The 19,815-nt window shown below is 66.4% G+C and carries 18 protein-coding genes and 3 tRNA genes; 6 read left to right on the forward strand and 15 right to left on the reverse strand.

The genetic code is table 11. The annotated features are described in order from the left end of the window. Positions 1–21: 21 nt before the first annotated feature. Positions 22–438 (reverse strand): hypothetical protein, encoded by a 417-nt coding sequence (locus tag L593_RS10080; RefSeq protein WP_049894048.1) that lies wholly within the window; start codon positions 436–438, stop codon positions 22–24. A gap of 100 nt (positions 439–538) precedes the next feature. Between L593_RS10080 and L593_RS10085 the strand changes: the two genes are divergently transcribed. Continuing rightward, positions 539–611 (forward strand) — tRNA-Pro (locus tag L593_RS10085). 224 nt (positions 612–835) lie between these two features. On the opposite strand, the gene L593_RS10090 is transcribed toward L593_RS10085, so the two are convergent. The 8 genes from L593_RS10090 to L593_RS10125 all read right to left on the reverse strand — a co-directional run bounded on the left by L593_RS10090 (position 836) and on the right by L593_RS10125 (position 6,756). Continuing rightward, complete coding sequence (locus tag L593_RS10090; protein ID WP_020446862.1) at positions 836–1,273, reverse strand: hypothetical protein; 438 nt, start codon at positions 1,271–1,273, stop codon at positions 836–838. Between the two features lie 266 nt (positions 1,274–1,539). After that, a tRNA-Ser gene (locus L593_RS10095) sits at positions 1,540–1,621 on the reverse strand. Between the two features lie 89 nt (positions 1,622–1,710). Next, entirely contained in the window at positions 1,711–2,436 is a 726-nt protein-coding gene (locus L593_RS10100; RefSeq protein ID WP_020446863.1) for a ribosome assembly factor SBDS, read from the reverse strand. 147 nt (positions 2,437–2,583) lie between these two features. Further along, positions 2,584–3,363: an archaeal proteasome endopeptidase complex subunit alpha gene (gene psmA / locus L593_RS10105; RefSeq protein ID WP_020446864.1), complete on the reverse strand. Its 780-nt coding sequence runs from the start codon at positions 3,361–3,363 to the stop codon at positions 2,584–2,586. A gap of 4 nt (positions 3,364–3,367) precedes the next feature. Then, entirely contained in the window at positions 3,368–3,901 is a 534-nt protein-coding gene (locus L593_RS10110) for an Rpp14/Pop5 family protein (protein ID WP_020446865.1), read from the reverse strand. Between the two features lie 46 nt (positions 3,902–3,947). Next, entirely contained in the window at positions 3,948–4,580 is a 633-nt protein-coding gene (locus L593_RS10115) for a class I SAM-dependent methyltransferase (RefSeq protein WP_020446866.1), read from the reverse strand. Continuing rightward, on the reverse strand, positions 4,564–5,268 hold the full coding sequence (locus tag L593_RS10120) for an RNase P subunit p30 family protein (RefSeq protein ID WP_020446867.1): 705 nt from the start codon (positions 5,266–5,268) through the stop codon (positions 4,564–4,566). Before L593_RS10120 ends, L593_RS10115 begins: the two co-directional genes overlap by 17 nt. Positions 5,269–5,550: 282 nt before the next feature. Next, a complete protein-coding gene (locus tag L593_RS10125) occupies positions 5,551–6,756 on the reverse strand; it encodes a KaiC domain-containing protein (protein ID WP_020446868.1) in 1,206 nt (401 codons plus the stop codon). 918 nt (positions 6,757–7,674) lie between these two features. Here L593_RS10125 and L593_RS10130 point away from each other — a divergent pair. Together L593_RS10130 and L593_RS10135 are read left to right on the forward strand one after the other, a co-directional pair. Continuing rightward, a complete protein-coding gene (locus L593_RS10130) occupies positions 7,675–10,959 on the forward strand; it encodes a glycosyl hydrolase (protein ID WP_020446869.1) in 3,285 nt (1,094 codons plus the stop codon). Between the two features lie 136 nt (positions 10,960–11,095). Continuing rightward, positions 11,096–12,193: a TrmB family transcriptional regulator gene (locus L593_RS10135; protein WP_020446870.1), complete on the forward strand. Its 1,098-nt coding sequence runs from the start codon at positions 11,096–11,098 to the stop codon at positions 12,191–12,193. Between the two features lie 18 nt (positions 12,194–12,211). Here L593_RS10135 and L593_RS10140 read toward each other — a convergent pair whose 3' ends face one another. Next, positions 12,212–14,089, reverse strand: coding sequence for a prolyl oligopeptidase family serine peptidase (locus L593_RS10140; protein ID WP_049894050.1), 1,878 nt, complete (start codon positions 14,087–14,089; stop codon positions 12,212–12,214). 300 nt (positions 14,090–14,389) lie between these two features. Continuing rightward, positions 14,390–14,473 (reverse strand) — tRNA-Leu (locus L593_RS10145). Between the two features lie 108 nt (positions 14,474–14,581). On the opposite strand from L593_RS10145, the gene L593_RS10150 reads away from it, so the two are divergent. Then, on the forward strand, positions 14,582–14,890 hold the full coding sequence (locus L593_RS10150) for a transcription factor TFIIB cyclin-like protein (protein WP_020446872.1): 309 nt from the start codon (positions 14,582–14,584) through the stop codon (positions 14,888–14,890). 24 nt (positions 14,891–14,914) lie between these two features. On the opposite strand, the gene L593_RS10155 is transcribed toward L593_RS10150, so the two are convergent. The 4 genes from L593_RS10155 to L593_RS10170 form a co-directional block, all read right to left on the reverse strand. Then, entirely contained in the window at positions 14,915–15,409 is a 495-nt protein-coding gene (locus L593_RS10155) for a phosphopantetheine adenylyltransferase (RefSeq protein WP_020446873.1), read from the reverse strand. A gap of 48 nt (positions 15,410–15,457) precedes the next feature. After that, positions 15,458–16,114: a winged helix-turn-helix domain-containing protein gene (locus L593_RS10160; protein WP_020446874.1), complete on the reverse strand. Its 657-nt coding sequence runs from the start codon at positions 16,112–16,114 to the stop codon at positions 15,458–15,460. A 102-nt stretch (positions 16,115–16,216) separates the two neighbouring features. Next, positions 16,217–17,296, reverse strand: coding sequence for a glutamate--cysteine ligase (locus L593_RS10165; protein WP_020446875.1), 1,080 nt, complete (start codon positions 17,294–17,296; stop codon positions 16,217–16,219). A gap of 96 nt (positions 17,297–17,392) precedes the next feature. Beyond that, positions 17,393–17,911, reverse strand: a complete 519-nt coding sequence (locus L593_RS10170; protein WP_144060746.1) for a hypothetical protein — start codon at positions 17,909–17,911, stop codon at positions 17,393–17,395. A gap of 251 nt (positions 17,912–18,162) precedes the next feature. Between L593_RS10170 and psmA (L593_RS10175) the strand changes: the two genes are divergently transcribed. Then, the gene (psmA, locus tag L593_RS10175) at positions 18,163–18,909 is read left to right on the forward strand and encodes an archaeal proteasome endopeptidase complex subunit alpha (RefSeq protein WP_020446877.1); all 747 of its coding nucleotides are present in this window, start codon (positions 18,163–18,165) and stop codon (positions 18,907–18,909) included. Continuing rightward, entirely contained in the window at positions 18,906–19,640 is a 735-nt protein-coding gene (gene psmB / locus L593_RS10180) for an archaeal proteasome endopeptidase complex subunit beta (RefSeq protein WP_049894052.1), read from the forward strand. Before psmA (L593_RS10175) ends, psmB begins: the two co-directional genes overlap by 4 nt. Positions 19,641–19,815 lie beyond the last annotated feature (175 nt).

Raw genomic sequence — 19,815 nt, forward strand, 5'->3', positions numbered from 1 at the left:
ACGATTCGCCGACGTACCCGCTCAGCGGCTTCCCTCGACGATCCCGACCACGGCCTCGAGCAGGGCGGTGACGTCGAGGTCGTTCGGCACCGAGAAGTACAGTCCTTCGTCGCGTGGCGTGACGACCCGGACGACGCTCCGGTCCGTCGCGACGGTGATCAGCCCGTCCACGTCGTCGATCGTCGGGTAGAGGTCGAGGAACAGTTCCCGCTCGCGAAAGTCCAGGTCGATGTACTCGTGAATCGAGTCGGCGGCCTCGGCAACGGCTTCTCCCGACCCGTACATCGCTTCGAGGTCGTCGGAAACGTACAGTAACCGGTAGTCACCGGGCGTGTACTCTGCGACGACCAGCACGTCGTCGCCGGCCGCCTCGAGCAGGTGGTCGACTGCGCCGTCGGCGTCGAAGCCCACCAGTTTCGAGGGTTCCCGCAACGTCATGCCCGTCACATACCCGCGGATCACCAAAACTGTGGGGGGCTGTCACACGGACTGCAGCCCAGCGAAACCCTTTACCGCCGGTCGCTCGAACGACGGGTGCGGGACCGTGGGGTAGCTTGGTATCCTTCAGCGTTTGGGACGCTGCAACCCCGATTCAAATTCGGGCGGTCCCATGCCCACTTTTTACTTCGTCGGGTGTCCTCGCTCGCTTCGCTCGCTGCGGGCACCACTCCTCGTAAAAACTTGGGGGAAAAACTCCTCGGCGCTCACTCCGTTCGCGCCGAGTGAACCGCGCTCGCTTCGTCCTGTCGAGCGAAGCGAGACAGGGCTCGAGGAGCTTCGCTCCTCGGTGCTCGCGCGGATGCCTGGAGTCTACAGCATGGTCGCTCCGCGACTGCTACGGCGTCGACCGTCGCGTGAGTACGTCCGGCGCCCGCCCGCTCCCCGCCGACTCCGGTGGCGCCCAGACGACTTCGAGGGCCGTGACCCGCTCGGTGTCGTATCCCCACAGCGTGGATTCCCCGGGTTCCACCGGCCCGAACTCGGGGCCGCCGAACCAGACCATTCGGTCCGCCGTCCCAGTCTCGGTCACGTGATCGATGGCGAGCAGACCGGTGTTGTCCTCGGTGAACGCCTGGTTCCCCTCGTAGGTGATCGTGTAGTTGCTGGCCTCGGGATCGAACTCGATGCCGAACTCGGTGCCCGGCGGGGAATCGCTATCGCTGGATCCGTCGTCGTCCTTCAGGACGCTGCAGCCTGCGATGCCCGTGACCCCTGCGCCCCCGAAAGCGATCAGTACCCGCCGCCGCGACCAGTCTCCGTTCGTTCCCCGCATTGATTGATCGGGGGTGAGCGACGAGTGGACGTAGGCGTGACGATCGCAGTACAGTGTGTGAGGCTCCCTGGTGCCGTCGCTACTCGCCGACGTCGCCGGAAAATCACGCCAGGACAGGGATTTGAACCGGAGGAAGACGGTCCTGCTCACGCCCTTCGGTCGTTTCGCGGGCTGCGTCTTCCGGGCACAAATCCCGCCGTCGCCGGTGTCTCGACGCACGGTTCACTCGTCGCTGTCGCTCCTCGCTCACGTTGTGCGTCGAGAAACGCCAGGACAGGGATTTGAACCCTGAATCCCGTAAGGGAACACGCTTTCCAGGCGTGCGCCTTGCCGTTCGGCCATCCTGGCTCCTGCAGGCGAACGTAGCGCAGTCCGTCGCTTAAGGACTTTCGTTCTGGCCGCCGGATGGCGGCGATCGAACTCTGCCTGGTTCGGGCTTACCGTGTGCTGATCTCGTCTTCGTCCCTGACGATCCGCGTCTCGGCCTCGCCACTGGTGTTCTCGTTGACGAGGTCGTAGAAGTCGTCCTGCATGCCGGCGGGGAAGGTGAGCACGCCGACCCACGACCCGTCGGGCTGCCACTCCTCGCGTTCGAGGTCACCGAACTGCCGGATGCGGGCCTGGGCGCTGCCGGCGTAGTCCGCGGGCACCTGCACGGCGACGGTGACCTCGTCGAAGCGGATCGGGATCACGGGTCGGAGGGCGTCGAGCGCTTCGTCGACCTGCGGTTCGACGGGCTCCATCGGATCGATGCGGAAGTCTGTCTCCTCCAGTGCGGACTCGATGCGTTCCGGTGGGTGCGGCGCGTCGTCCATCTGGGGGTTGACCGCGTTCCGCGTGATCTGGTCGACCAGTTGTTTGTGCTTCTGCTCCTGCATCTCGCGGCGCTGCTCGGCGGTGATCTGGATCTCGCCGTCCTGGATCACTTGCGGGATGATCTCGAGGGCCTCCGTCGTGCCGAATACATCCTCGAGATCGCTCTCGGCGGGCCGGTCGCCGCTGGCGGCGTCCTCGAACACGTCCTCGGCGGCGATGACGTCCTCGAGGTCGCCCTCGAACTCCCCGCGCTTGATCTCGAGGGCGGCGTCGGGGTCGACGAGCACCTCGAATCGCTCCCCGTGGGACTCCAACCGTGCCGTCACCGCCTCGTCGAGCGATATCATACCACCGGGTAACACATCCCGGGCCAAATGCCTTTCCCGCCGGAATCGAGGCCGAACCGATCGCAAGCGGGCGGTCCGGCGGCTACTCGACGCGTCGCAGTTCGAAAACGGATCGGGCCGTGCGGTCGAAGCCGGCGCTTCGATCGGTTACTCTTCGTCTTCGTCGGCGTCCTCGACGTCCTCCTCGGGCTCTTCGGGCGCGAGCAGGTCGTTGGACTCGAGGTACTCCTCGATCTCGTCGTCGGTCAGTTCGATGAAGTTCTCGGACTCGACGTCGACGGTGGCCATCCCGATGCCCTCGGGCCGGAGTTCGCCGTCGTTGACGGAGGCGAGCGCCTCGAGCGCGAGTTCGACGCCGCCGGAGATGTCCTCGGCCTCCTCGTAGTGCTCCTCCAGGTACTCCTGGAGTTCGCCGCGGTCTGCACCGACGGCCAGCGCCTTCCACTCGTAGGGCGTCCCGGAGGGGTCGGTCTCGTAGAGGCGCGGCTCGCCGTCCTCGACGCCGCCGACGATGAGCGCGACGCCGAAGGGCCGGGCGCCGCCGACCTGCGTGTACTGCTGGATGTGGTCGGTGACGTTCTTCGTGAGGGTCTCGACGCCGATGGGCTCGCCGTACCGGAGCTGGTTGACCTGGGACTGGCGGCGAGCGAAGTCGATGAGCTGTCTGGCGTCGGCGACGTGGCCGGCCGACGCGATGCCGATGTGGTCGTCGGCCTTGTGGATCTTCTCGACGCTGGTGCGCTCCATCAGCGGGGAGCGGATCCGCTTGTCGACGGCAAGCACGACGCCGTCCTCGGTACGGATACCGATGCTGGCGGTGCCTCGCTTGACTGCCTCTCGCGCGTACTCGACCTGGTAGAGGCGTCCGTCCGGGGAGAAGATGGTAATCCCGCGGTCGTAGGCCTGCTGTTGGGCTTGTCCCTGCATAGTGTTAGTCGCGGTCGGATTCGGTGTCGCAGTTGGGTTCGGTGTCGTCGCGATCCGTTCGATCGCAATCGGATTCCGTGGCGCCGAGGAACCCCGCATCGGTACGGACGTCCACCCGGGGCGAGCGGACGGTCGCGGTGCGCTCCTGGCGTTGGTACACGACGGTTCTCTCCTCAGATGGTTCCGGTGGCCCGCCTAAATACTTTTCTTCACAGGCACGGACCGTCCCGCTCGTACCCCGGACTCGCAAGCCCACCGCATCGCCGCCGACGGCGTCGATGCACGCGAGTGCTGCACGGGCCCGATCGACCGTCCCTCGGCGGACTTTCAGGATCGCACGCCCCATCGATCCGTCCCGATCGAACCGGAGCACCGTCGGATCGATCGCCGCGCTTCCAGGATCGCCACACAGCGCCCGAGTGGCGTCCCAGACCTCGCGCTGGAACGCCCGCCGGTCGAACGACGCGTCCGGCCAGGATTCGAGTCCCACTGCGAGGTACCGATACCGCGGCCGGAGGTGTTTCGGAAGGTGTTTCATCGTGTCTGATTCCGTATGTGTGGCTCGGGATTGGCTTCGCCGTCGATCACTCCGCTCCAGGCACGACGTCGCCCTCGCCGATCCGGTGGGTGACGATCACGCCGACCTGGTCGTGGATGCGCTGTACGTCGACGACGGCGTATCCCACGTCGGTGAACGCTTCGACGAGGGTGCCGACGGTGGCGGGATCGTCGACCTCCGGCGAGTAGAAGGGGACGCTCGGGTCGGGCTCCTCGAAGAACATCACGTCGCCGAGGACGATCCGCTCTGGCTCGTACTCGGCCCAGATTTCGATTGCCTCCCGTTTTTCCGCGTCGCTGAGGTGGTGAAGCGCGAAGTTCGAGACGATCACGTCGGCGGGGCCGTCGTAGTTGGGTTCGCGGAAGGATCCCTCGCCGATTTCGACGTTGTCGAGCCCCCGATCCGCGACCTTCTGGCGGGCCTGATCGAGCATCCCCTCGCTGAGGTCTCGCAGGACGACGCGCTCGGCAGCGTCGGCGAGGGCGAGGCCGATCGCTCCCGTCCCGGCACCGAGGTCGAGCACGGTGTGGTCCGGCTCGGGTGCAGCGCCCTCGATCACCGCCCCCGCGCAGGCCCGGTACTCCTCGCTCGAATCGTCGTCGTACTCCTCGGCGACCTCGGTGAACCGGGCCGCGTGATCCTCAGGCGTCTGGGTCATACCGACCAGCTTCGACCCCTGGCTCAATGAACGCCTCGGACTGGATCTCTCGGTTCCGCTCGGCCAGCCTCCCCCACTCCGCGAGGCCGTCCTCGATCGCCTCACCCGGAATCCCGATCTCTTCGTCCAGCGCCTCGAGTTCCCGACGCGCACGAAGTTGCAGGTGCGAGCGGGGATCCGCCGAGACGACGAACGGCGCGCCGGCGTCGTCGATCAGCTCCCAGGACTTCCGCAGGTCCTTGATGGCCCGCACGCGGGTGCCGCCGGACTCGCGCAACACGGGCCGCAGATTCAGTTCGATCCGGACGCCGTGCTCGGCAGCGGCGTTCGCCATCACGTGGTTCAGGTCGCCCTGTTCGGCCATCGGATGTGCGAGCACGTCTACCTTCTCCTGCTCCACCGCGAAGCGGTTCAGTTCGATCGTCCCGCCGTGGATCCCCACGAGCGTGTAATCAGGGCGGAAGTTCCCGAGGTAGCCACTCGCCTGCTGGGCGTCCTCGGCCTGGATCTCGACCCCGTTTACGACGTCGACACCCGTCTCCGCTGCGACAGCACCCGCGTCGAACTCCGCGCGCTGGTCGCCGTGATTCCGGACGACGATCCCCTCGTACCCGTACTCCTTGGCCGTGATCGCGAGCCGCGAGACCGTCGACTCTCCCTCCGGCACGGCGTGGACGGCCTCGTACATACCACCGGGGTCGCAGGCGCCGGCCTTCCGCCTTTCGGAGCATGGGGCCAGCTGGCACCTGCATTCGCGAACGAGCGAAGCGAGTGAGCGATTCTCCGCGCCGAGCACAGCGAGGCGCGGCCTTTTTTGGCGGAGATTTTTTGCGCGAGCGGTTCCCGCAGCGAGCGGAAGCGTCCTCGCGAGCGTAGCGAGCGAGGGCTCGATAGTCGCAGCCCGCGCAGGCCGAAGGCCGAGCAGGAACGTCTATCGGCGAGCGAGGAAATCCGAGCGCAAAAAAAGGTCCTAGAAAAGATTTGCCTGCCGAAACACTTCGATCCCCTCGTTGGTGATCTCGTAGGGCTTCATCTCGCGGGAGTGGTTCGCGTCGCGGATCTTCTGGATCTCGACGGCCATCCGGGTCTCCCGGAAGTCCGACGGGCGGACGTACTGGAGGACGAACACGGCGTCCGTGAGGTACTCGACGATGCCGTGTCGGGAGGCGTATGGCGTCTCCTCGCTGGCCTCGCTGGTCAGCATCGTGGTGATGCCGGCCTCCTTGAGACTTCTGGTGAAGTCGTAGATCTCGTTCCGGCGGGTCGCTCGCTCCTCGTACATCATCTCCAGCAGTGACACGGAGTCGAGGACGAGTCGGTCGGCACCGAACTCGTCGATGAGTCGCGGGAGTTCGCTACGGATCGTCTGGAGGCTGTTGGCCATCTCGACGGGGTCGATGTCGACGACGGCGAGCTGTCCGTCGTCGACGTACTCGTCGAACTGGAACCCCTTCTCGGATGCCGAACGGATCACGCGCTCGCGGGACTCCTCGAGGGCGATGAACACGGCGCGCTCACCGTTCTGGAGGCCGCCGTAGAGGAACTGGTGGCCGAACGTCGTCTTGCCGGTCCCCGCCGATCCGATGGCGACCATCAGGGACCGTTCGGGGACGCCGCCCTGGATCATCTCGTCGAGCCCCTCGATCCCGAGGTCGATGCGGGGGATGTCCGAGTCCGGATCGTCGTCGAGGTCGGTGACGCCGACGTCGCCGAACCCACCGCCGGCGTCGGTGCCCATCGAGAACGCCGGATCGGTCGGTTCGGCGTTGCCGCCCATCCCGAACCCTTCGTCCTCTGCCTCCTGCAGCGCCGCCGTGAAGTCGTCCTCGAAGAGTCCGCCGCCGTCTTCCTCGTCGGCGAGATCGGGGTCGATGTCCTCCGCGGAGAGCGGCTCTTCACCGAGGCTATCACCGAGATCGTCGCCGAGGTCGGGAATTCGATCGTCCAGATCGTCTTCGTCCGACGACGGCGCGAATCCCGGTGTTTCCAGCGCGTCTGGTTCCTCCTCGTCCGCACCATTCTCGGTTACCCCCGTGGCCTCATCACCACTGGCCGCGCCGTCCGACTCGTCCACTCGCTCGGCGTCCGCGTCTCCGTCTCTCGCGTCACCGTTGTCGTCGGCGTCCCCGTCGTCGTCACTCCCGACCGCGCTCTCGAACCAGTCCTCGTCACTCATCCGGGGTCACCCCGGGAGCGTGCGAACGAGGTGCGATGGGCTGCGATGCAGTCATGGTGGGCCGACGGGGACGGCCGGTCGTCGTCTGCTATCTCCGACCCGATCACAGATTAAGGTTCTTGCCGGGGCGATCGAGGCCGACGCGCTCGTCTCACCGAATCGGGTAGCCGACGGAGCCCCGGTAGTATTACCTGAATGTTGGTTCAGATGCCTGTATGGTCGAAACGAACGCCGCCTCGAGTGACTCCTCGAGGAGGAAGTCGGTGACTGCTGTCCCGGTGACGTCGACGCACGACTGGCCGACCTCGACCGACGCCGCAGTGCGTCGGAGATCGATGCCGACCTCACCGCGCTCGGCACGCTCGGCGTCGGTGGCTCGTCGGCGTCCGGAAGCGACGAACGACGCTCGCAGAGTACCGTCAGCGACGCCGTCGTCACCACGATGGACACGGCTGGGGCGTCAGGCTCCGACTCGCAGTCGGTCTGATCACGCGTTTCCCGTCGACCGTCTCGATGTTCGCCGCCGACCGAACCGCCGAAGTCAGCGATCGGCCAGCCTCACGCTCGGATCGTCGACGCCGAATCTGGACTGGGTCGCAGGGATCGCCCGTTCGCTTGGCCGCTGGCCCCGTCCCGTCCGCAAATCGACGAAACCCGGGGAATTGCGTCGGCACGGTTGAAGTATCCAAAAAAGATTTCCGTTTGATATCACCATCTGCAACTGACGAGTTCTTCTCTTCGACGTTCTCTATTGGTTTCTTTCCAATTACTACAAATTATATATAAATACGCCTCTAACTACGTTATTTTTACCACCTTTGTCACTCGCCGCGTGGTGAGTTAATTCATGGTACTTACATCGGATTTCTACTTGCCTGTGGTGGGAACACACAGGTATCACCAACGGAACACGTGGACATGACATCACGAGATTTCAACGACAGACACGACGACGCGGACGAATCGAGCGACGAACGGGGGCGACTGCCGGTTTCGCGGCGGTCGGTACTGCAGGCAGCCGGGGCTGCTGGCGCGATCGGTGGTGCCAGTGGTATCACGTCTGCACTCTCCGATTCGAACACCGTCAGCGTGGGCAGCGGCAGTTACACGACGGAGTACCCGGGGGACAGCACCGGGGATATGCCCCCGACCACGGACGAGTTGCGGATCACCGACAACGTCGACCAACCGATCCCGACGAACGGCGTCTGGAGTGGGATGCACTTCGCGTACGATCCCTACGACGAGACCTGGCACGAGCACTGCAACGGTGCGACGGTCACGTATCCCTACTACGCCGACGCACGCTCGGAGGGGTTCCGGCTCCAGATTCCGAGCACGTGGCAGGGCTGGCGGGATCCCTGGGACGACATGGAGAATCAGCCCGCTGCGATCGAGGAGGCGGACTTCGTCCGGATGGACTACCAGGAGACGCCGCGGCTGGTGATCGGCAACACGGACGTCAGTTCGTACGCGGACACACGTACGCACGATCACGGAGACTGGTTCAACACCGCCCGCTGGGGCGACGGCACGACTGCACCGATGGACGTCACGCAGGTCCGTGGCTGCCCGTTCGTCTTCGTCGAGTACGGCGGCGGTGGTGCCGACCTCTCCCTGCTGGACGAGACCGACGCGGCGCTCTCGAACGCGAACGTCTCCGTCTTCGCCGACCAGGGCAACGTCCTCGGGCTCACCGTCGAACCCACGCAGTCAGGGCACTCCGTCCAGCACTTCGGCCTCTACGCGCCGGACGGCGCGAGCTGGTCGGGCGTCGGTACCAGCTCCCTCACGTCGCAGCTCGCAGGATCGGGCTACCTGACCGTGGCCGTCCTCCCCGACGGCACCGAGTCGACGCTCGACGCGTTCGAGCAGTACGCCTACAACTTCGTCCGGGACACGACGGTCGACTGGAACTACGACGAGGCCAACGCGGCCGTCTCGACCACGTACGCCTACACGCTCGAGGAGAAGGCCGAGAGTACGACGAGCGGGACGCTCTCGGCGCTGTTCCCGACCCAGTGGAAACACACCAGCGCCTCGTTCACCGGCGACGAGTACTGGTCGCCACGCGGCCGGATGAAAGTCGTCGCCGGCTCGTCGTTCTCGACGACGCTACGGTACCCGGGGATCCTGCCGGTCCAACCGGACGTCGGTACGTACGACGGCGCCCAGCTCGACCAGTACCTGCAGGATCTCCGGAGCGACTACGGTCCCTACACCGATCAGGGCGTGCCAGCGTGCGCCTACTGGTCCGGGAAGGATTTCATGCGGAACACGCAGGTGGCTCCGATCGCGGACGTCCGTGGCCTGACCGCCGAGCAGGACTACTTCCTGCAGGCGCTCCGTGGCCGACTCTCGACGTACCTGGACGTCGCCAACAACGCCTGGACCGTCGACGGTGATAGCTTCTCCACTGCCGACTCCGACGAGGTGTTCTACTTCCACGACGACCTCGGCGTGCTCCAGTCCTATCCCGACTGCGAGTTCGGGGGCGCCTTCGCCGTCAACGACCACCACTTCCACTACGGCTACCTCGTGAACGCTGCGGCGGAAGTCGCCCGTCAGGATCCCAAGTGGGCCGATAACTACGGTCCGATGGTCGAGTTGCTCATTCGGGACTACGCGAACTGGGAGCGCCCGGACACGTCGAACCCGCTCGATCCGTCCACCTATCCCAAGGACTCCTTCCCGTTCCTGCGGACGTTCGAGCCGTACGCGGGGATGTCCTACGCGGGCGGCATCAACGGCAACGACTATGGGAACAACCAGGAGTCCTCCTCCGAGGCCATCGCGGCGTACGCGGCGATGGTCAAGTGGGGAGAAATCACCGGCAACACCGAACTCAGGGACGCCGGCATCTGGATGTACACCCACGAGGTCAACGCTTCCCGCGAGTACTGGTTCGACGAGGTCGACGATTCGCTCCCGGCCAACTTCGGCAGCAACCTCGGCCCAGACGAACTCGACACCGAGGGCTCCGGCCCGTTCAAGTACTGCTCGCAGACCTGGGACGTCGGTAGCTGGCGACAGGTCTACTGGGACACCTCGGACCCGATCGAGCTGTACGGGATCAACAATCTCCCGATCGGCGGGCACTCCTTCTACCTGGGCTACGATCAGACCTACAACGAGAACAACTGGGATCGCCTGCTCACGGCTCGCGACCAGCTCGTTGGTGGGCCCGATCCGTACTCGCGGTGGCCGGACGGCTGGGCGGCAGCCGCGTGGTGTTACCGGGCGATGTCGAACCCATCGCGAGCGATCGATCCGAACATGGCCGGCGAGATGCCGATCTCCCCCACGGGGACCTCCTCGCCGTACGTCTACTACTTCCTCCACCACCTCAACGAGATCGGGATCCCCGATCCGACGGTGAGCGCAGACACGCCGTTCTATCAGGTGTTCCAGGACAGCAGCACCGGGACGAAGACCTACGTCGCCTACAACGCGTCCTCGTCCACGACCACGGTGAACTTCTCCGACGGGACGTCCCTGGACGTGGCCGCCAACTCGGTCGGGTACACCACCGGCAGCGGCGGCTCGTCGAGTGCGCCGACGGTGGACAGCCTCTCGGCCAGCGAGGTCGAGACGAGCGACTCGGACGCGGAGTTCGACGTCTCCTGGAGCGTCGGCGACAGCGACGGCGACCTCTCCTCGGTCGACCTCACGCTGACCGACGACGGCGACGGCACGACGGAGGACTCCGCCTCGATCAGCGTGAGTGGCAGCAGTGCCTCCGGGACGACCCGACTCGTCGCCGCCGGCGACGACGGCACCGGGAACAGCTACACGCTGGAACTCGTCGCCACCGACGGCACCGGAAACACCGCTTCGTCGACGACGAGCGTCACGGAGAGCGAGGACACCAGCAGCGGCAACGCGCCGACGGTGGACAGTTTCTCGATCAGCGAGGACAACAGCGGCGGCAGTCCGCACGCGGAGTTCCAGATCGACTACGCCGTCAGCGACGCCGACGGCGACCTGTCGTCCGTCGACTTGACGCTGACCGACACCGAAGACGGCCAGGTCGAGGGATCCACGACCGTGAGCGTCAGCGGTAGCTCGGGCTCTGGTACCGAGACCCTCTCCGCCAGAAAAGCAGAGAACGACGGTCACACCTACGAGGCCGAGTGCGTCGTCACCGACGCGAACGGCAACACCGACACTGCGACCGCAACCGAGGTCGAGGACGGAAGCTGATCTCCCTCGGCCCGCCAGGGTAGTCATCGGCGGGAGGAGATCCCCTCGATCGCTCCTCGTCGCGGTATCGTCGGGTATTTAATGATCGTTTTTGTGATTCCTACCGGAACCGTTCAGGCGGACGGTCGATCGATCTATGGAGAACGAGGATAGCGTTCGGCGGGGCCTCCAGCGGATCGGTCTGAGTCAGTACCAGTCCGAGGCGTACCTCGCCGTCATCCAGCACGGCCCGCTCGCGGCGGTGGACGTCGCCGAGAAGAGCGGGATCCCGAGTTCGCGCATCTACGACGTGCTCACCGACCTCGAACACGACGGCTACGTCACCACGTTCGAGCGCGAGGATCGCCGGTACGTCCAGGCCACCGAGCCGTCCGATCTGGTGAACGTGCTCCGTCAGACCGGGGAACAGCTCTCGGAAACGGCCGAGGACATCGAGGAGGTCTGGGAGCAAAACAGCATCGACGACCACCAGGTCAACCTCGTCAAACAGGTCGATTCGACGCTCGAACGAGCACGGGCGTTCATCGAGAACGCGGAGACGTCCGTCGACGTCGCGGCGACCCCGTCCCAGTACTACCAGCTTCGCGAAGCGCTCGCGACGGCCCACGCCAACGACGTCGTCGTTCGGGTCTCCATCGAGGACGTCTCCCCCGGCCAGATCGACGCCACGCAGCCGGTCACCGAACTGCGGCGCCGCGGGATTCCCGGCCCGTTCGTCGCCATCGTCGATCGGACGTACACCTGCTTCTCCCCGAACGATCGAGCGGCCTCGGACTACGGACTCGTCGTCAACGACCGCATCCTCTCCTTCATCTTCAGGTGGTACTTCCAGCTCTGCCTCTGGTCGGTCTGTGACCCGATCTACGTCGCCGACTCGGAGGGCAAAATGTACGTGTCGCTGGTCGAGTTCGTCCGGGACGTCTACCCGCTCTGGCTCGAGGGAGCGATGCTCCCCGTGACGATCGAGGGGACCGATCCGCAATCTCGCGACAGTCGTCGCGTCTCGGGCGTCGTCTCCGGGATCCGGTATCCGGACATGTCGCTCGAACGCGGACACGTCCCTACCTACAGCGATCTGTCCTCCTTTCTCACGCTCGCGGTCACCGACGAAACGGGCGAGACGCACCTCGTCGGTGGCTGGGGTGCCGTGTTCGAGGATCTGGAAGCCGACCGGATCGTCGTGCACGGCTCGAAGGTCGTGCTGCCGCCGTCGCTGCCGGCGGAGCTCGGTTGAGCCGACTGTTCGGCGGGTTCAGAGTCGTCGATCCAGGAAGTCGTCGACGAGCGAGAACACCCGAATCTTTCGCCGTACGTCCGAGGAACTGTGTCCCTCCGCGTCGAGTTCGACGTACTCGTAGTCGCCATCGGGGCCCTCCTCGAAGCCTGCCTCCTGCAGCGCCTCGTCGAACCGTCGCGCCTGGGAGACGGGGACCCGCGTGTCGTTGGCGCCGTGCAGCATCAGCAGCGGTCCCTGGACGTTCTCGACGTGCGTGATCGGCGACCGCTCCTCGTACAGGTCGGCGTTCTCGTCGGGGTCGCCCATGTACTTCTCCATCAGTTCGGAGCGGAAGTGGGGCATCGTGTTCTCGTACATGTCCCGGAGATCGGAGACGCCGACCCACGAGATCACGGCGTCGTACAGGTCGGGATACTGCACGGACTGCCAGTACGCGGAGAAGCCGCCGAACGATCGGCCGTACGCGATCACGCGGTCCTCGTCGATCCAGTCGCGCGTCTCGAGGACGTGTTCGGCTGCCGTCGCCACGTCACCCTGCTCGGCGCCGCCCCAGTCGTCGTAGAGCCGTTCGACGAACTCGCGGCCGCGACCGGTCGATCCGCGGTAGTTGACTTGCAGCACCGAGTAGCCCCGCGAGGCGAGGAACTGGGTGAACACGTCGAAGTTCTTCGTCTCGTGGAGCCGCGGGCCACCGTGCGGGTGGACGATGAGGGGCGAGGGCCGCTCCCCGGAGTCGTACAGGAGCGCGCCGATCTCGAGTTCGTCGTAAGGCTCGTGTTCGACCGCTCGCGCCGGCGTCTCGGGGACGCCGTCGGATTCGAACGTGACGTACTCGGCGTCGACGAAGTCCTCGCGGTCGAAGGATCCGTACTCCGCCTCGCGGAGCACGTCGTACTCGTCGGTCTCGAGGTCGTAGGCGATGATCCGCGGCCGCGTCGTCGGGCTCTCGTGGGTGAGCACGACGCGACCGTCGGCGAGGACGGGCGACTCGCCGTGGCCGAACTCGGAGACGCCCGAGGGCACCTCGAACGCGCGTGACTCGCCGGTTTCCACGTCGTAGATCACTGGCGTGACCGTCGCGTCGCGCATCCGGAGCGCCAGGAACCGATCGCCCCCGGGGAGGAAGCACTCGGCCATCTCCTCGTCGGCGCCCTCGCCGTACCACGTCACCTCGTCGGCGTCGAGGTCGTAGATCCCACACCGTCCGACGTCGGTCGTGTTGTCGGCGACGAGGAGCCGATCGCCGTCGGGATGCCAGTCGGCGGGCACGCACTCCGCGCCCGTGTCTCCGATCTGGAGGTTCCGCGGGTTCCCGCCGTCCGCGTCGGCGACGTAGCTGTCGACGTTGCTGAACTCGTCGCTCTCGTTCGTCGCGAAGGCGACCTGCTCGCCGTCGGGCGAGAGGAGGCCGACGAGCGTGGCGCGCTCGTACTCGGTGACCGTCGTGGTCTCGTCGGCGTCGAGGTCGTGGGAGTAGAGGTTCATCTGCCCCTCGTGATTCGAACCGACGAGCACGACGTCGCCGTCCGCTCCGACGTCGTGCAGCCCCGACTGGCCCGCAGATTCGTACACGGACTCGACGGTCCCGGCCGCGTCGATGGCGTACACGTCGAACTGCTCGTTGCCAGCCTGGTCGTGGTGGAAGAACATGCGGTCGCCGTCGGCGTCCCACTCGAGCGTCGACTTGGAATCGCGCGGCACGTCGCCGTCGCTCCACTGCTCGACCTCGCCCGTCGCGACGTCCAGCACGTGGAGTTCGTTCCGCCCGGTCCCGTCGTGGTAGAACGCGATGCGATCTCCGTCGGGCGATACCGTCGCCTGCGCCAGGGTCGGCAAGGACGCGAGCGCTTCGAGCGTTTCGTCGACGTCGTCCCGTGGCACCTGTTTTGTCATCGTATATCCTGATGGTACCCGGGCAGGGCCTTAACTAATTCCAGAACGACACTTCTGTTTGATTGGAAACAGGAGTTGCGTCGGCCGAACGTAGCGGCGGGAGCTGCCGACGCGTGCCGCCCGTGCGATCGACCGTCCATCGATCCCGATTTCGGTGGCGTGCGCGGGACCGGATTTGAACCGGAGCAAGACATTCCTGCTCGGGCCTACTGCCCTGCGCGGGCTGTGACTTGCAGGGTTCAAATCCGGTCCTGCTCCCTCACTCCAGCCGACTCGCTACGCTCCTCGGCTTCCGTTCAGTGCGCGGGACCGGATTTGAACCGGCGGACCCCTACGGGACAGCGTCCTAAGCGCTGCGCCGTTTCCTGGCTTGGCTACCCGCGCTCACTGCAACGTAGCCGCCGACCCGGAAAAGTAGCTGTCGCTCCTGTACAGCCGCTACCTGGTGGCGTGCTCAACAGGGCTTAGTAGGATTGGGTCCTCACGTTCGGTGTGCACAGCGCGAAGGATCGCCGCGACAACGCGGAGTGGATCGAGGCCATCGAGGAGGCGGCTACCGACCTCGGTCTCGACGACGAAACGGGTTCCGTCGCGGTCGATCTCTTCCTGTCGACGGTTCCCGACGCCGACCGCTCGAAACCGGCGGCGGTCGCGGCGAGCGTTTACGCCGCGACGCTGATCGCAGGCGAGGGCCGGACGCAGACCGCCGTGGCCGACGCCGTCGGCGTCTCGCGGATTTCGGTCCAGCAGCGCTGGCGGGAGCGTCTCGAGAGTGCCGGGATGGAGCCACCGTCCTGGTGAGTCGCAGCGGGCGAGGGCCGCTTCTCACTCCCGCTGCGGGTCACGCCCGGAACGCTCCGGCGTCAGGGTGCCGTGCTCGTCGATCTCGCCCTGGACGATCCGGGTGCTGGAGATGATCTCGTCGTCCTCGGCGAGGACGTGATCGACGACCTCGATCGTGAGTGGTTCGAGGCCGCGCTCCGCTCGGAGTTCGTTGATGTGCTCGCCGACGGGCGCGGTCTCCGGCGAGACGACGAGGTACTCGAGAGAGGGGTCTTCGGCGGCGATGCCGGTGGGCGAGTCGAGCGGGCGCACGTCGAAGGAGCGATCGCGTTCCTCCGCGATGGCGGCCAGTTCGGCTTCGAGGTCTGCTTTGCGCTCCTCGAAGGGCCGAACGTAGCGATCGACGTTTCGCGTCTCGGGGGCGAGTTCGTCGGTCGTGAGCCCCACGACGACGTCGCCGAGCGAGAACGCGTGCTCGAGAAGCGCGCGGTGGCCGTCGTGTACCGGGTCGAAGGTTCCACCGAGCGCCACGTCCATACCGGTCGGTCGCGGCCCCGCGGGAAAAATGAGTCGGACCGGAACGCGCTACTCGTCGTCTTCCCCGAGGAGTTCGTCGTCGGGCGAGTCCGCGTCCGTCTCGTCGGTCTCCTCGACGGCTGGTTCGGTGCTCGCGGCCGCGGCCGCCTCCGCACTGCTGGATCCGTCCTCGACTGTGATCGTCACCGGCTCCTCGTCCAGATCTGGTTCGGTACTGCCAGCGCTGATGTGTCGATCGAGGTTGAACACCGTGTTGAGTTCGGTCTGGACGCGCTCGGCGACAGTGCCGACCAGTTCGCTAGGTGCGATCGCGGCGTACTCGTAGGGGTTGTTGCCGGCGCCCTCGCTCTGTCGCTTGCGGCGCTCGACGATTCCCTCGTCGTGAAGTTCGGCGAGTGCCTCCCGGACGGTGCTCGGGTAGAGGCCAGTCCCCTCGGCGATCTCGTCGCTCGTGCTGTGGGGGGACTGTCGCAGGTGGACGTAGATTCGCGCCCGCGTCTCGGTGTCGAGCATCCAGGAGAGCAGGTCCACGAGGCGCTGGTCGAACTCCTCGACGGCCCGGTCCGTCTCCTCGCTCAGTCGGTCGGTGAGCTCGTCGCGACGCGAGCGATCGTCGGTCGCGTCGTCCGCCCGTGTGGCCCCAGCCCCCGCTTCGGCGTCGTCCGAAGCGTCGTCTCTCTCGTCGGTGGTATCGTCCGCAGACATGAGTCGTCTCTGGAGCGACGAAAGTCGGTGATGCGTAAAAAGCTTGCCTCGAACGCGCTCTCCCGGGGCGCCGTCCCTCCGTCACCTGCTCGCGTCCGCTGCTTACTGTCCTGGCAGGAGGAGCGATTCACAGAGCGCGTCGACGTCGGCGTCGGACTGGAGGCGCCGTTGCCGCGCGGCGCCGCTCTCGGTCTCGTAGATGTCGCGGATTCCATCGACGTCGAGTCGGTCGGCCTCGCGCTCGACGACCTCGCCCAGCGGAACCGTCGTGCCGTCCGGTTGCAGGAAGGACGCATCCTGGCCGTACCTGATCGCGCGCCACTTGTTCTCGTCGAGGGCCTCGCGGCGGTAGGCCGTTCCGTCCTCGCCGTCCTCGTACCGGTCCGCGAGGTCGAGGACGAGCGCGTGGACGTACTCGACGAACGCCATCACGCGCGCCGGATCCGCCTGGCCGTCGGGGGAGCGAACCTCGACGGTGCCGTGCGCGGAGTGGGGCCGGACGTCGTACCAGAGTTCGCCGCGGTCCTCGATCGCGTCGCTGTCGATCATCCGGTTCTCGAAGGTCAGGTAGTCATCGAAGTCCGCGAACTGCGTCGGGATCCCGGTGTTGGGCAACGCCTCGAAGATCTTCGCGCGAGCGGAGTGGAGGCCGGTGTCGAAGCCACACCAGAACGGCGAGTTGGCCGAGAGCGCGAGGATCACCGGGCAGTACCAGCGCAGTTCGTTTGCGATCCAGGTGGCCTTGTCCGCGTCGTCGACGCCGACGTGGACGTGGAGACCCGCGGTGGTGTTGCGGTGCTGGGGGTACTGGATCCGATCGAGTTGGGCGCGATACCGTGGCTTGTCGGCGTGTTCGAGTTCGCGCCACTTCGCGGTCGGGTGGAGGCCCGCGGCCGCGATCTGGAACCCGTTCGCGCTGGCGTGCTCGACGAGGGCATCACGGACGTCGTCGAGAATCCCGGCAGCGTCGTCGAGCCGGTCGATCGTCGGCGTCTGGGTCTCGATAACGCACTTGAAGAGTTCGTGGTCCAGCCGGTCCTCGAGAATCTCGGGTGGCTCGGTCTCGTAGACGAGTTCGTCGGTGCCGGCCGTCGGGCGTCCCGCGTCGTCGACGACGTAGAACTCCTCCTCGATGCCGATCGTGCCGAGTTCCGTGAACACGTCCGCCGAGCCGCGATCCATCGACCGGCCGTTCGAGTGCCGCCGTCAAATAGCGTTCGAAGCCGGCCTTCGTCGCCTTCGGCTCGGTCGTCGATCGTCCGGTGCGGTCGAGCCGGTTCAGTCGTCGAGGAGGTCGGCGAGTGACACGTCGTCTCGGTCGGCGAGCAGCCGCGCGAGCGCCCGGAGGTCGCGCTCGTCGAGTTCGTGGATCGCGCCGTCGCCGACGCACTGGGCGATGTGGTCGACCCGCTCGTCGTCGGTCGCCTCGACGGAGACGTCCACGTCCAGGAGCGGACAGTCCGGACCGCGTCGTTCGCGCTCTGCGCGACGAACGCCGGCCGCGAGGAGCCGTTCGGGATCGGCCGCCACGTCGGCGGCACCGAGATAACAGAACGCGATCGCGTCGACGATCGCGTCGGTGATCCCGCCGGTCTCGGGGTCGAACACCTGCTCGCGATCGCGCTCGGCGAGTCGCTCGACGAGTAGCGGGAAGTCGAGCATCGCGTCGCGCGTCCGCTGACGGATCCGGTAGCGTGCGTCGTAGCGCGATTGCTCGCTGCCCAGCGTCACGTCTCCCCTGAGAAATCGGCGGTCCGCTGGGGTGAGAATGCCGCGTCCCCTGTCGGCGTCGGCCATACTCGCCGGGTTTGGACGAAGGTACAAGAACCTTCTGCCGATCCGGCTAAATGCTTCCCGGTCCGACCCGCATTCGCCGGTGTCCGTCTCCCTATGCCTCGCCCGGACGGATCCGTAGACGTCCACGGTCGGCGGCAGTCGGTCGCGTGAGTCGCCGATCGTACTAAGCCGATACTGACGAGATTGCCGTCAGCCTCGCCCGGACTGGCAGAAAGTACTTGTATCGGAGGCCCTTACTTCGGGTGAACACGATGCAAGGTTCCCAACAACAGCAGGCCTACGACCGGGGGATTACCATCTTCTCCCCGGACGGACGCCTCTACCAGGTCGAGTACGCCCGCGAGGCGGTCAAGCGCGGGACAGCAGCGGTCGGCGTGAGGACGTCCGATGGCGTCGTCCTCGTCGCGGATCGCCGGACGCGTTCGCCTCTCGTCGAGGCCAGCAGCGTCGAGAAGCTCCACGAGGTCGACGACCACCTCGGGATCGCCTCCGCGGGGCACGTCGCCGACGCCCGACAGCTCGTCGACCTCGCGCGGCGTCGCGCCCAGATGGAGTGGCTCCGCTACGACCAGCCCCTCGGCGTCGAGGCGCTCACCAAGGAGATCACCGACCACATCCAGCAGTACACCCAGACGGGTGGCGCACGCCCCTTCGGCGTCGCGCTCCTCGTCGCGGGCATCGAGGACGGCGAGCCGCGCCTCTTCGAGACGGACCCATCCGGCACGCCCTACGAGTGGTCCGCGGTCGCCGTCGGCGGCGGCCGCGACACGATTCAGGAGTACCTCGAAGATCACTACGGCGAGTCGCTGACCCTCGACGACGGCATCGGACTCGCCCTCGAGGCGCTGGCGAGTGCCTCGGATGGCGACCTCGATCCCCACGGCGTCGAGATCGCGACGGTCGACGTCGAGAGCGAGCGCTTCGACGCGCTCGATCCGGACACCGTCGCGGCGATCGTCACCGAACACGGCCTCGCCGAGGAGGGTGGTGATGAATGATGGACGACGCACGCGGGCGTGACGGACTCGTCCCCGACGGCTCCACGTCGGATCCCGATCCCTTCGCACCCGAACTCGTCCCGAACGACGCCGTCGGCGACGCGACCCAGCACCACGACGACGAGACCGTGAACAAGACCGGGACGACGACGATTGGCATCTCGACCGAGGACGGCGTCGTCATCGCGACCGACAGGCGCGCCTCGCTGGGCGGCCGGTTCGTCTCGAACAAGCGGGTCCAGAAGGTCGAGCAGATCCACCCGACCGCAGCCCTCACGCTCGTGGGCTCCGTCGGCGGCGCCCAGAGTCTAATCCGGACGCTGCGCTCGGAGACGAGCCTCTACGGCACGCGCCGCGGCGAGGACCTCTCGATCCCCGCGCTCGCGACGTTCGCCGGGAACGTGATGCGTGGCGGCCCGTTCTTCGCGACGCACCCGATCCTGGGCGGCGTCGACGAGGACGGCAGCCACGTCTACTCGATCGACCCTGCAGGCGGCGTCCTCGAGGACGACTACGTCGTCACCGGGAGCGGCACCCAGCTCGCCTACGGTGCGATCGAGGGCGAGTACGACCCGGAACTGTCCATCGAGGAGGCCGTCACGCTCGCGGCCCGCGGCGTCCACGCCGCCACCGAGCGCGACACCGGCTCCGGTAACGGGATCTACGTCGCGACGATCACCGACGACGGCGTCGACATCGAGGACTACGACGACGTCGCGGAGCTACTCTAGGCCGACCGCCTGTTTCTCGACTCCTCCACTCCACCGCTTCTGCGCGACCGCCGACAGCGGCACGACACTCGATCTCACGTTCCACCGGGGTTTTCGTGGGCTTTCAACAGCCGCTCTCGGGTGGGACTGGAAGGGGCCGACCGGTCGCGCTCGCTCGGGAAGTAAGCACTGCTGA

Source organism: Salinarchaeum sp. Harcht-Bsk1 (genome assembly GCF_000403645.1).
Classification (GTDB): domain Archaea; phylum Halobacteriota; class Halobacteria; order Halobacteriales; family Salinarchaeaceae; genus Salinarchaeum.

What these genes read in the sequence shown, in the direction of transcription:
- L593_RS10170 (WP_144060746.1), bottom strand. Translation starts at nt 17,911, where the DNA reads ATGGCCGACGCCGACAGGGGACGCGGCATTCTCACCCCAGCGGACCGC.
- psmA (WP_020446864.1), bottom strand. Translation starts at nt 3,363, where the DNA reads ATGCAGGGACAAGCCCAACAGCAGGCCTACGACCGCGGGATTACCATC.
- L593_RS10100 (WP_020446863.1), bottom strand. Translation starts at nt 2,436, where the DNA reads ATGATATCGCTCGACGAGGCGGTGACGGCACGGTTGGAGTCCCACGGG.
- L593_RS10120 (WP_020446867.1), bottom strand. Translation starts at nt 5,268, where the DNA reads ATGTACGAGGCCGTCCACGCCGTGCCGGAGGGAGAGTCGACGGTCTCG.
- L593_RS10115 (WP_020446866.1), bottom strand. Translation starts at nt 4,580, where the DNA reads ATGACCCAGACGCCTGAGGATCACGCGGCCCGGTTCACCGAGGTCGCC.
- psmB (WP_049894052.1), top strand. Translation starts at nt 18,906, where the DNA reads ATGATGGACGACGCACGCGGGCGTGACGGACTCGTCCCCGACGGCTCC.
- L593_RS10160 (WP_020446874.1), bottom strand. Translation starts at nt 16,114, where the DNA reads ATGTCTGCGGACGATACCACCGACGAGAGAGACGACGCTTCGGACGAC.
- L593_RS10135 (WP_020446870.1), top strand. Translation starts at nt 11,096, where the DNA reads ATGGAGAACGAGGATAGCGTTCGGCGGGGCCTCCAGCGGATCGGTCTG.
- L593_RS10155 (WP_020446873.1), bottom strand. Translation starts at nt 15,409, where the DNA reads ATGGACGTGGCGCTCGGTGGAACCTTCGACCCGGTACACGACGGCCAC.
- L593_RS10110 (WP_020446865.1), bottom strand. Translation starts at nt 3,901, where the DNA reads ATGAAACACCTTCCGAAACACCTCCGGCCGCGGTATCGGTACCTCGCA.
- L593_RS10165 (WP_020446875.1), bottom strand. Translation starts at nt 17,296, where the DNA reads ATGGATCGCGGCTCGGCGGACGTGTTCACGGAACTCGGCACGATCGGC.
- psmA (WP_020446877.1), top strand. Translation starts at nt 18,163, where the DNA reads ATGCAAGGTTCCCAACAACAGCAGGCCTACGACCGGGGGATTACCATC.
- L593_RS10080 (WP_049894048.1), bottom strand. Translation starts at nt 438, where the DNA reads ATGACGTTGCGGGAACCCTCGAAACTGGTGGGCTTCGACGCCGACGGC.
- L593_RS10130 (WP_020446869.1), top strand. Translation starts at nt 7,675, where the DNA reads ATGACATCACGAGATTTCAACGACAGACACGACGACGCGGACGAATCG.
- L593_RS10090 (WP_020446862.1), bottom strand. Translation starts at nt 1,273, where the DNA reads ATGCGGGGAACGAACGGAGACTGGTCGCGGCGGCGGGTACTGATCGCT.
- L593_RS10140 (WP_049894050.1), bottom strand. Translation starts at nt 14,089, where the DNA reads ATGACAAAACAGGTGCCACGGGACGACGTCGACGAAACGCTCGAAGCG.
- L593_RS10125 (WP_020446868.1), bottom strand. Translation starts at nt 6,756, where the DNA reads ATGAGTGACGAGGACTGGTTCGAGAGCGCGGTCGGGAGTGACGACGAC.